11 protein-coding genes are annotated in these 11286 nt (G+C 34.2%); 10 read left to right on the plus strand and 1 reads right to left on the minus strand.

The window, feature by feature from the left end; translation table 11 throughout:
- Positions 1-189 precede the first annotated feature (189 nt).
- From OEV82_RS10800 to uvsE, 5 genes are all read left to right on the plus strand, one after another.
- Positions 190-1266, plus strand: a complete 1077-nt coding sequence (locus OEV82_RS10800) for a D-alanine--D-alanine ligase (RefSeq protein ID WP_263061884.1) — start codon at positions 190-192, stop codon at positions 1264-1266.
- 84 nt (positions 1267-1350) lie between these two features.
- Positions 1351-2733, plus strand: coding sequence for a UDP-N-acetylmuramoyl-tripeptide--D-alanyl-D-alanine ligase (locus OEV82_RS10805; protein WP_263061885.1), 1383 nt, complete (start codon positions 1351-1353; stop codon positions 2731-2733).
- A gap of 69 nt (positions 2734-2802) precedes the next feature.
- Positions 2803-3525, plus strand: coding sequence for an alpha/beta hydrolase (locus tag OEV82_RS10810; RefSeq protein ID WP_173658994.1), 723 nt, complete (start codon positions 2803-2805; stop codon positions 3523-3525).
- Positions 3526-3629: 104 nt separating this feature from the next.
- Positions 3630-5075, plus strand: coding sequence for a DEAD/DEAH box helicase (locus OEV82_RS10815; protein ID WP_407672764.1), 1446 nt, complete (start codon positions 3630-3632; stop codon positions 5073-5075).
- A gap of 411 nt (positions 5076-5486) precedes the next feature.
- Entirely contained in the window at positions 5487-6455 is a 969-nt protein-coding gene (gene uvsE, locus OEV82_RS10820; RefSeq protein WP_263061887.1) for a UV DNA damage repair endonuclease UvsE, read from the plus strand.
- A gap of 57 nt (positions 6456-6512) precedes the next feature.
- Here uvsE and OEV82_RS10825 read toward each other — a convergent pair whose 3' ends face one another.
- Positions 6513-7097 carry a rhomboid family intramembrane serine protease gene (locus tag OEV82_RS10825; protein WP_173660983.1) on the minus strand — a complete coding sequence of 195 codons (585 nt, stop codon included), beginning with the start codon at positions 7095-7097 and terminating at the stop codon, positions 6513-6515.
- Between the two features lie 91 nt (positions 7098-7188).
- On the opposite strand from OEV82_RS10825, the gene acpS reads away from it, so the two are divergent.
- The 5 genes from acpS to OEV82_RS10850 all read left to right on the plus strand — a co-directional run bounded on the left by acpS (position 7189) and on the right by OEV82_RS10850 (position 10861).
- Entirely contained in the window at positions 7189-7542 is a 354-nt protein-coding gene (gene acpS / locus OEV82_RS10830) for a holo-ACP synthase (protein WP_173660981.1), read from the plus strand.
- Between the two features lie 151 nt (positions 7543-7693).
- Positions 7694-8725 (plus strand): LolA family protein, encoded by a 1032-nt coding sequence (locus OEV82_RS10835; protein WP_173660979.1) that lies wholly within the window; start codon positions 7694-7696, stop codon positions 8723-8725.
- A gap of 188 nt (positions 8726-8913) precedes the next feature.
- Positions 8914-10059, plus strand: coding sequence for an alanine racemase (gene alr, locus OEV82_RS10840; RefSeq protein ID WP_263061888.1), 1146 nt, complete (start codon positions 8914-8916; stop codon positions 10057-10059).
- A 164-nt stretch (positions 10060-10223) separates the two neighbouring features.
- Positions 10224-10505, plus strand: coding sequence for a CopG family ribbon-helix-helix protein (locus tag OEV82_RS10845; RefSeq protein ID WP_173660978.1), 282 nt, complete (start codon positions 10224-10226; stop codon positions 10503-10505).
- Between the two features lie 5 nt (positions 10506-10510).
- Positions 10511-10861, plus strand: coding sequence for a type II toxin-antitoxin system PemK/MazF family toxin (locus OEV82_RS10850; protein WP_173660975.1), 351 nt, complete (start codon positions 10511-10513; stop codon positions 10859-10861).
- The last annotated feature ends 425 nt before the right edge of the window (positions 10862-11286 follow it).

The following is an 11286-nucleotide window of genomic DNA, read 5'->3' on the forward strand; positions in this document are numbered from 1 at the left end:
ATCAGCTAATTTTTTTACTTGCTTAGTAATTCATGTTGTCATTTAGTTAAATGAAAAAGCTGGTTAGCATATACTAAATTTATTGAAATACATTTAGAAAATTTGATGTCACTATCTATGAGATAGTGGTAAAATGAAGTGGACAATATAGACAATGGACATTAATTATCCAGTTTGGGGGATTAATTTATGAAAAGAAAGATCTTTTTACTTTATGGTGGGAAATCAGCAGAACACCAAGTTTCAATGCGGACGGCGTTAGCGGTAGTGCAAGCATTAGACTTTAATAAATATGAAGTAACGCCTATTTATATAACCGAAAATGGCCAATGGGTGAAAAGAGAAGCGTTAGAGAGTCCTGTTAAACAATTAAATGATCTAATAGTGCAACCAACTAAAAAAGAAGAAAACAGCATCACTCTATTTAATAATAGTAAGACAAATGATAATGAAGAGCCGCCGGTTATTTTTCCACTATTACACGGAACGAATGGTGAGGATGGAACCGTTCAAGGTCTCTTAGAGGTGTTGAATCTTCCTTATGTCGGAAATGGTGTTTTAGCTTCTGCGGCAGGAATGGATAAAGTAATTATGAAAAACATATTTGCTCAGGCTGGCTTAAAACAAGTTGATTTTGTAAGTGTCCTTCGTTATGAGTGGGAACAAGATAAAGAAAAGGTTTACCAGCTTGTAGAAGAAAAATTAACATATCCTTACTTTGTTAAACCAGCAAACCTAGGATCCAGCGTCGGCATTAATAAGTGTAGAGATCGTAATGAATTGGAAAAAGCATTTGTTGAGGCGTTCCAATATGATCGGAAAATTATTGTCGAACAAGGCATTGAGGCAAGAGAGATTGAAATTGGTGTCATTGGCAATGAGGAACCAAAATGTTCAGTTGTTGGAGAAATTGTTCCGAAAGCCGAGTTTTATGATTACAAGGCAAAATACGAAGATCGTGATACAGCTTTAATAATTCCTGCTGATATTCCTGAGGATACGTATGAGACAATTAAACAAATGGCGATCACTGCATTCAAAGTGTTAGACTGCTCTGGGCTAATACGTGCTGACTTTTTTGTAACAAAAGATGGTGAAGTTTATATAAATGAAGTGAACACGATGCCAGGCTTTACTCCTGTAAGTATGTTCCCATTATTATGGAAACATTCTGGTGTAGATTATCCGCAATTAATCGATCGTTTAATTGAATTAGGTATTGAGCGTTATAATGAAAAGCAAAAACTACGTTATACAATTGATTAGAATCATTTTCAAACACCTGGGGTTGGATATCTTTACCAACCCTTGTTACTTTTGAAACAGGCTTTTACTTAAGGAGGGATCTTTGTGATTAAAAAATCAGTTAAACAAATTTGTGAGATGATTTCCAATGCAAGTTTTGATCATACATATGCAAATCAAGTTATAGAAGGTGTTTCTATTAATACAAAAGAGGTTGAGCCGGGGAATTTATTTATACCTTTAAAAGGAGAAAAAAGGGATGGACATGAATTTGTCCTTGAAGCGTTTAAGCAAGGAGCAAGTGCATCTTTTTGGCAAAAAGATGTTCCAAACCCTCCGCAGAATTTACCAATTATTTTTGTTGAAGATACCCTTAAAGCGTTACAACAACTGGCTGGTGGCTATCGTGATCAATTACGGACAAAAGTAGTTGCGGTAACAGGAAGTAATGGAAAAACAACTACGAAGGATATTTTAGCTGGGCTTCTTTCAGTCAACTACAAAGTTCAAAAAACCCAAGGTAATTTTAATAATCACATCGGTTTGCCTTTAACTATTCTCAGCTTAAAAGAAGATACAGAAGTAGCTGTATTAGAGATGGGCATGAGTAATTATGGCGAAATCGAATTATTAACAAATTTAGCTAAACCAGATGCTGCAATAATTACGAATATAGGTGATGCTCACTTACAAGATTTAGGTTCTAGGGAAGGAATCGCAAAAGCAAAGTTGGAAATTATTAGTGGTTTGAAAGAGAACGGCCTATTTGTTTATCCAGGAGATGAACAGTTAATACGGGAACAATTAATATCGATTACAAAACCAATTAAAATTAAGACTTTTGGCAAAAGTGCGTCTAATGATTTTTATTCAAAACAAATTGATTTTAATGGTACAGGAACTGCTTTTAAAACGAATGTTACCGATTTAACTTTCCACATGCCGATTTTAGGAGAATATAATGTCATGAATGCATTAGCTGCCATGATTGTTGCGAATAACTTTGGAATCCCATTTGAAGCAATGAACAATGCTTTTGCCCAGATTAAACTAACTGAAATGCGGATGGAGATTTTACGGGGAATAAATGGTTCGCAAATTTTAAATGATGCATATAATGCTAGTCCAACGTCTGTGAAGGCGGTAATTGATCTAGTAACAAATTTATCAGGCTTTTTAACAAAAATAGTAGTTTTAGGTGATATGTTAGAACTTGGACCAAAAGAGAAAGAGTTTCATTTCGAAATTGGTGAATACTTAGATCCTGAGAACATCCAATATGTTTTCACATATGGAAAGTTAGGTACCTTTATTGCAAAAGGTGCTCGAACAAATTTTGGTCAAGACCATGTATTTAATTTTCATGATAAAAAGGAACTAATTGAACAATTGAAACCTTATCTTAATAAAGATACTTTTGTACTTGTAAAGGCATCAAGAGGAATGAAATTAGAAGAAGTAGTTGAAGCCATTAAAGAAGAGATTTAACCATAATTAAATCATGTTATCCGCCTTTTTGGGAATTTTAATAAAAAATGGTCGAAAGGGTGGATAACAATGATTGGTATGCTTTGTATCCATGGTTTTACAGGCTCTCCTTACGAATTTACTCCATTAACTAAATATTTACAACAAGAAACGGATTGGTTAGTACGAGTACCGACTTTACCAGGTCATGACAAGTTATGTAATTTAAAAAATGTTACGTACACTGATTGGATTCGTCATGCTGAAGAAGAGCTTTTCATGTTATTGGAAAAATGCGATAAAGTCTATGTATGTGGCTTTTCAATGGGAGGTTTGATTGCTGGTTGGCTCACCGCCCATTATCCAATTGATAAGCTTATTCTTTTAAGTCCAGCAGTATTTTACTCAAATCCTAAAAATTTCTGCCTTGAAGCATTTGAAATCTTTATCGATGTCTGTAAAAAACGCTTCTATAATAGTGAGTTATTTCAAAACTTTAAAAGGAAATTTTTAGGTACTCCGATTCTTGCCTATATGGAATTTCGTAAGTTAGTAAGAGCCGTCAGACCGGTACTTGATCAGGTAAGTACTCCAACTTTAATTATTCAAGGAAAACGTGATCCGATTGTTCCGGAGAAAAGTGCATATTACCTTTTCTCAAAGATCGCAACGGATGAAAAGCGACTATTATTAATTGAAAATGCAAAACATCAAATTTGCTTTGACCGTAACAACAGTAAATTGTTTGAGGAGATTTATACCTTTTTGAATGAAAATAGAGTTAAGAAAAAAATTGCAATGACTATGAATTAGTGGTAATATAAATTAATCTTATTGGAAATGACTATATTGTAATGAATGATTACTCTCAAAAAGGTATGAGAGTTTTTTTTGTTAAAAGAAGGAGTTTGAAAGCATTGGGAAAATTTGAAGATTTACAAATAAGTTCTGCAACTTTAAAGTCGTTGAAACGTATTGGTTTTGAAGAAACGACACCAATACAAGAAATGACGATTCCATTTAGCTTGCAAGGATTTGATATAATAGGACAAGCACAAACCGGTACAGGAAAAACGGCAGCATTCGGGATTCCTTTGGTTGAAAGGATAAATCCTAAAAACAAAAATATTCAAGCGTTAGTGATCGCTCCAACAAGGGAATTGGCGATCCAAGTATCAGAAGAATTGTATAAAATTGGTTATGAAAAACATGCTCGTGTTCTGGCTGTTTTTGGTGGTCAAGATATTTCTAGACAGATCCGTGCTTTGAAAAAAAATCCAGCGATTATTGTAGGTACACCCGGACGTTTACTAGATCATATTAAACGAAGAACAATTAAGTTAAATGATATTCACACAGTTGTTCTAGATGAAGCAGATGAGATGCTAAATATGGGTTTCATTGATGATATTGAAGAAATATTAAGCAGTGTACCTGATGAAAGACAAACTTTGTTATTCTCGGCAACGATGCCGAATCGAATTAAAAGTATCGGCGAACGATTCATGAAAGATCCACAACATGTAAAAGTTAAAGCGAAAGAAATGACGGTTCCACAAATTGAGCAATACTTTATAAAAGTAGATGAACGTGAAAAGTTTGATGCTTTAACCCGTTTACTAGATTACCAGTCACCAGAATTAGCTATTGTATTTGGTCGGACGAAAAGAAGAGTAGATGAAGTTGCTGAGGCACTTTCAATTCGCGGTTATACAGCAGAAGGTATCCATGGTGATTTATCACAAGGAAAGCGAATGAGCGTTCTTCGTAAATTTAAAGAAGGTTCCATTGATGTTTTAGTTGCGACAGATGTTGCTGCTAGAGGTTTAGATATATCCGGTGTTACACATGTATATAATTTCGATATTCCACAAGATCCTGAAAGTTATGTCCATCGTATAGGAAGAACTGGACGTGCTGGAAAACAAGGGATTGCAATTACTTTTGTTGTTCCGCGTGAAATGGGTTATTTGCGAACCGTTGAAGAAACCACTAAGAAACGAATGAAACGGATGCAAGTCCCAACATTAGCTGAAGCAATTGAAGGTCAACAAAAACTTGTCATTGATAAAGTAGAGTCGACAATCGATGAGAATGATTTATCTTTATATCGAAAAGCTTCAGAACAATTATTGGATGAACATGATGCAACTTCTGTTATCTCTGCAATGATGAAAATGTTAGTAAAAGAACCTGATACAACGCCGGTTAAAATTTCCTATGAAGCTCCGCTACCAGCAAGGAAAGAAAAGAAAAAGTTCATTTCAAAAAAAGGAAACCGAAGTGGTGGACATCGCGATATTAAACGTAGAAATAATCAAAGATCAGGAAAGCAACAAAGTCGTAGTTATAAAAAGAGATAAATTTATATAAATAGCGTTGATTGTAAATCGGCGCTATTTTTTATTGAAAATTTTTTAAACTGCTCAAAATTTTGGAAAAATAATCAAAAAAGCTCTGTGAATGGAGGAAAAATTCAATGAAATACGTGATTTAGTCTATTTTTTTAAATAAAATAAGTTAGATAGTTAATAGTTTGTGCGAATTATAGGCCTATTTGTTCGAATATATGTGTGTAGTGTGCGAAACTTCTAATTTTGGTGCGAAATACATTTGAAAATGTGCGAAAAACTATTTTTTTGTGCGATCTTGACAAAATTGTGCGAAAATGTTTTCTTTACTCACTGGAATTATAAATTATATAAGAAATTATACTTCATGCATGAATAGGTTAAGCTATGAAAAACAACAGTGAGAAGAAAAGAGGATTACAAATGACACTTGTCCGTCTAGGTTATGTAGCTATGAGTGTTCATTTAAAAAATGCATCCCCATCACAAACAATGACTTTTGCACAGTTTTCAAAACTATCCAATCGTGAAGCGGCAATTCGTAAATTGGAAAGAATAAGTCGTTCGAACTTAGCGAATTGTTTACGTTTACTCCGCTATAATGTTGAAAATGATATTTCTTTTTTTCGTTTGAGTTCAAAACTTATTCCTCTGGCTAATCATCCAGAATTAAAGGATTGGGATTTTTTTGAGCCGATCACAGCAGAGCTGGAAAAAATCAAACAATTTTTAGTTAAACATCCGCAGATGCGTGTGGATTTTCATCCCGATCATTTCGTTTTATTGAACTCTCCAAAAGCAGAGATTTTAATACAAACTCTCCATATGTTAAATATACATAGGCGACTGTTAGAAGGATTTGGTCTTGATCCGACACATCGCTGTGTTTTACATGTTGGCGGTGGGTATCAAAATAAAGAAAAGGCATTAGAACAATTTATCCATAATTGGGGACTCACTCCTAGTTATATCCAATCGATGATTATGTTAGAAAACGATGACAAGGTATTTACAGTCCAAGATACATTATATTTATGTGAAAAACTTGGTATCCCTCTTGTATTTGATTTACATCATCATGAAGCGAACAACGAAGATATTCATTGGGAGAAAAATTGGGAGCGCATCTTGGCAACATGGAAAAACTCGCCACTTCCAATAAAAATACATATTTCAAGTCCACGCTCAGAAAAAGACTTCCGTGCACATGCTGATTATATTGATCCGATGGGATTACAGAGATTTTTAGAAAAAATAAAGGGGACCGTCAAACAAATTGATATAATGATTGAAGCGAAGAAAAAAGATGAAGCTTTGTTCAAGTTAGTAACAGATATAAAAGAAGCAAATCAATATGAATGGGTAGATGGATCTACATTTATTATCAAGTGATGGTGGTTTCAGGGGCCAAATTAGCCCCCTGCATTTTGATTTATAATAATAAAGATATTATCTTAGTTTTCTTTCAGCTACTAGATAACCACATAATATTCCCCAAATTAATCCTCCAATATGGGCATATATATTTACGTTTGGAGTAAAAAATGTAAAAACAATTGAAAAAATAAGAATAATACTCACTAAATGAGTCTGGTATCTTGGTAGTTTTTTTAAATATATAAGGCCGGCAAATGTTCCTAATAAACCAAAGATTGCCCCACTGGCACCAACATGGACATAGATTGGAGGTGCTAAAATGAAGGTAACGATATTTGCAAAAATTCCTGAGCTAAAATAAATGAAGAGAAACGAAATTTTTTTAATCAATTGCTCTAGTTGATAACCGGCAAAAATAAAAATTAATGCGTTGTAAAATAAATGATAAAAATCACCATGAACGAATATTGGTGTAAATAAACGCCACCACTCCCCTTGAGATATTAATATATTTACTCCTGCAAGTAGTTGAAAAAGAGTCCGGTTTGGAAATATTGAGATTGTTGTTATTAAGTAAACCACTAAATTAATGATTAAAATCGTTGATACAACGGGGAATCTTTTCATGAGATAAATGACTTCATTGATCACTTTCATACAGTAACCTCACCTGTATATTTTGCAGTCGATAAAAATGCCTGTACAATAAATATATATGAAATACAGTTAAGAATAGAAGGAGTTTTCAATGATTAAAGGAATTGGTATGGATATTGTTGAATTAGAACGCATTAAACAAACGTATGATCGAAATCCAAAATTTAAAAACCGTATCTTAACGCCGTCTGAAAGAGAGAGGTTAGAAAGTTTATCGGAAATGCGAAAAATTGAATACTTAGCAGGGCGTTTTGCTGCTAAAGAAGCTTTTGCAAAAGCTTATGGTACTGGAATTGGTAAAGACCTATCATTTCAGGATATTGAAATTGTGACGGATGACCGCGGCAAACCTTATATAGTAAAACCGATTGAAAAAGGTGTTCACTTAACGATTACACATTCTAGTCAACATGCATTAGCTCAAGTTATTATTGAAGATCGATGACTCAATGTTCGTGTTCCTCCAAAATTATATAAAGGCAAAAAGTATGTCCAAACAAATTATCATAATTCAAAGGTTTGTCTCATATATTCAAAATGAAATATAGGGAGACAAGACTTCTCCTCGAGGAAATGAAACAAAAGGGGATGAAACGATGAAGAGGAAAAGGGTCATACTTTTTGCCGGTTTGATTTTAATGTTTATTTTAGTAGGTTGTGGTGCAAAATCCCAGGAAGATGTCCTAAAAGATTTAAATTCGAAGGTCGAATCGATGAATGGGTATAAGTTAGACGCGACAATGACCTTAACGATGGGAACGGAGGCTCAAGAGTATAAAATTGAAGTTTGGCATAATAAGCCGGAAAATTACCGTGTGCATATGAAAAATGCCGAACGGGAACAAAGTCAAATGATTCTACGAAATAAAGATGGAGTTTACGTTTTAACACCTGCATTAAACAAAAGTTTTAAATTTCAAAGTGATTGGCCAAAAAATTCGAGCCAACCCTATCTATTTGAATCATTAGTACAAGATATACTTGAAGATGATGAAGTGAAGTTTAAGGAAACGGATGATCATTATGTATTTGAAACAAAAACGCGCTATCAATACAATAAAATGTTGCCAATCCAAGAAATTACATTTAATAAAAAAGATCTATCACCTGTTCGTTTAGAAGTCATGGACCAAGATCGGAACGTAAAACTTACAGTGGAGTTTTCAAAAGTGGAATTTGATGCAAAATTTGATGAAGGTTCCTTTGACTTAAATCGTAACATGACAAGTGCACAAATGGAAGTACCGGTTGCATCAAACAAGGAAGAAGAAGCTACTGATGTTGATTTTACTGTGAAAGTACCAACCGAAGAAATCCCAGGAACAAATTTAGTAGATGAAGAAGAAGTTGTGACCAAAAATGGTAAACGGGTTGTATTAACATATGATGGTGAAAAGTCATTTACTTTAATGCAAGAATATGTTGCTGTTGCAGAAACAGCTTCAATGGCCCCAACACCGGTTAATGGCGATCCTGTAGATTTAGGATTTACTATTGGGGTATTAACGGATCATTCGTTAACATGGACAGACGGTAATGTAGAATTTATGATTGCATCTAACGACTTAACAAGAGAAGAAATGGTCATGTTAGCAAAGTCTGTACAAAGTGTAGCAATTGAAAAATAAACAAACGAAAGTTTTGAGCTGCTAAACGGCGGCTTTTTTTTTTGAAAAAATTTCTGTAGATAAAACTTGTTATTTTCAATTACCATCTTTTAGTAACATTGACATGGAAAACATTTTGATAAATAATATATAAATTAATGTGTATATCCTCAAATGATTGATCTAGCATAAAAAGGAAGTGTATCCTTTTGAACAGTACATTTTATCGTCAAACATGGGCAGAAGTTCATCTTGATGCAATAAGAAATAATATTCAATCTATTATTCGTATCTTGCCCAATGAAACGAAAATGATGGCAGTTGTTAAAGCAAATGGTTATGGACATGGTGCCTTTGAAGTTGCAGAAGTAGCCCTTCAAGCAGGTGCACACTCTTTGGCCGTTGCGCTTCTAGAAGAGGCCATTTTTTTAAGAAAAAAAGGAATAAATGCACCAATTTTAGTTCTAGGTTATTGTCCTCCTGAATATGCTCAAATAGCCGCGAAAAATAATATTGCTTTGACTGTTTATCAAAAGGCATGGATTGAACAAGCTGCATCGTATTTGAATGATACGCCTTTAAAAGTACATGTAAAAATTGATACAGGGATGGGGCGTATCGGGGTTCTTGATGAGAAAGAATTAATGGATCTTGTAAATGTGATTACAAATAAAAAATGTGTTGAATTTGAAGGTGTATTCACTCATTTTGCTATGTCAGATTCAAAAGATTCTTCTTACTATGAAGAGCAATTAAAAAAATTTCATAATTTTTTACAAACTTTAATTGATAAACCAAAATGGATCCATGCGTCAAATAGTGCGGCGACATTAATTCATAATAAAAGTTATTATAATTTAGTAAGATGTGGTATCGTTATTTATGGATTAACACCTGCGCTCGAAATAGCAGAAGATCTTCCAATTTCATTGCAACCGGCAATGTCACTACATTCTAGGTTAACTCACGTCAAACAGGTTAAAGCCGGTTCGTGTATTAGCTATGGCTGTACGTATGTAGCAAAAACAGACGAATGGATTGGTACGATTTCAATCGGATATGCTGACGGATGGCTGCGAGCATTACAAGGTCAAGAAGTTTTGATTGATGGAATAAGGGTGCCAATTGTTGGAAGAATATGTATGGATCAATGTATGATAAAATTACCGAAACCTTACCCGATTGGAACACAAGTAACGCTAATTGGTAAACAAGGTAATGAAGAGATATCAGTAGATGAAATTGCTCAAAAACTAAATACCATCAATTATGAAGTAGTGTGCATGATTTCAAATCGAGTCCCACGAATCTATAAAAATGGAGAGAATATGGTAAAGATTTCTAATCCAACATAATAATGAAAGCTGGAACAGTGGATAATATTGAGACAACTTGCATTAAATCTAATTTTTTTGCCGATAATATTGAAGGTGATGAAGTAGAAAAAAACTTTTCTTTCTTGTGATAAAATGTTACTATTTACTAAGGAGTACCAGTTGAGTTGTTGGAGGTGTCTTTTGTGTCTGAATCCGGCGCAACACAAGAAATTTTAGTGAATTTACCTCAAAGTCTTTTATTAGAAATTGATGGTTTTATTAAAACAGAGAAAGTAAATCGTGACGAACTAATCTATCAGGCGACAAAAGAGTTTTTACGCGAAAGGAAAAAAAGACACATTCGCGAATCAATGAGACGGGGATATATGGAAATGGCCAAAATTAATTTGTCCATTGCGTCTGAAGCGTTCCATGCAGAATATGAGGCAGAACATACAGTAGAGAGATTAGTAAGTGGAGGATAAGCCCTTTGATCGTTAAAAGAGGCGACGTTTTCTTTGCCGACCTTTCCCCTGTCGTTGGTTCAGAACAAGGAGGCGTCCGTCCTGTTCTCATTCTGCAAAATGACATAGGGAATCGGTTTAGTCCTACTGTAATTATTGCGGCAATAACTGCACAAATCCAAAAAGCAAAATTGCCTACACACGTTGAAATTGATGCGAAGAAGTACGGATTTGAGCGTGATTCAGTTATATTACTCGAACAAATTCGAACAATTGATAAACAAAGATTAACAGATAAAATAACACATCTAGATGACGGAATGATGGAAAAAGTTGATGAAGCATTACAAATCAGTTTAGGATTAATCGAATTTTAGATTATACAGCAATGCAACGCTCTTCAAGAATAAGAGCGTTTTTTTGTACACAACTTTACGTCTTAATTTGGGGAAGGTCCAAGATTTGCATTGCATAAAAGGTAGTACCCACTCTGATTTTTTGTAGTAAAGCATCAAGTACTTAGTGGGCAATGTTTTTTCGTTCTACAACCTCGTATTGAATCTGTTAAAGATTTTAATTCTCAATACTGTCGTTCTGCCAAAAGGGTAAGTCTTCATGGACTTATCTTTTTATTTTGGCTCTATAATAAATGTTGGGGTTTTCATACAATTTTGGTCAAAAAAAAAAGACACGCAACCCCGTCATTCTTTTATACTTGAATTGTCCAGAAACAAGCAAAAAGAATGGAGTTGCGTGTACTATGAATTCTATCATGAATATCCCAGGATTAAAAGACTGTCAG

It is taken from the genome of Pallidibacillus thermolactis (genome assembly GCF_025660415.1).
Lineage (GTDB): Bacteria > Bacillota > Bacilli > Bacillales > Caldibacillaceae > Pallidibacillus > Pallidibacillus thermolactis.

Bases quoted from the DNA above. Each gene is read 5' to 3' on its own strand.
- OEV82_RS10800 (WP_263061884.1), top strand. From the start codon at position 190: ATGAAAAGAAAGATCTTTTTACTTTATGGTGGGAAATCAGCAGAACAC.
- OEV82_RS10810 (WP_173658994.1), top strand. From the start codon at position 2,803: ATGATTGGTATGCTTTGTATCCATGGTTTTACAGGCTCTCCTTACGAA.
- uvsE (WP_263061887.1), top strand. From the start codon at position 5,487: ATGACACTTGTCCGTCTAGGTTATGTAGCTATGAGTGTTCATTTAAAA.
- OEV82_RS10825 (WP_173660983.1), bottom strand. From the start codon at position 7,097: ATGAAAGTGATCAATGAAGTCATTTATCTCATGAAAAGATTCCCCGTT.
- acpS (WP_173660981.1), top strand. From the start codon at position 7,189: ATGATTAAAGGAATTGGTATGGATATTGTTGAATTAGAACGCATTAAA.
- OEV82_RS10835 (WP_173660979.1), top strand. From the start codon at position 7,694: ATGAAGAGGAAAAGGGTCATACTTTTTGCCGGTTTGATTTTAATGTTT.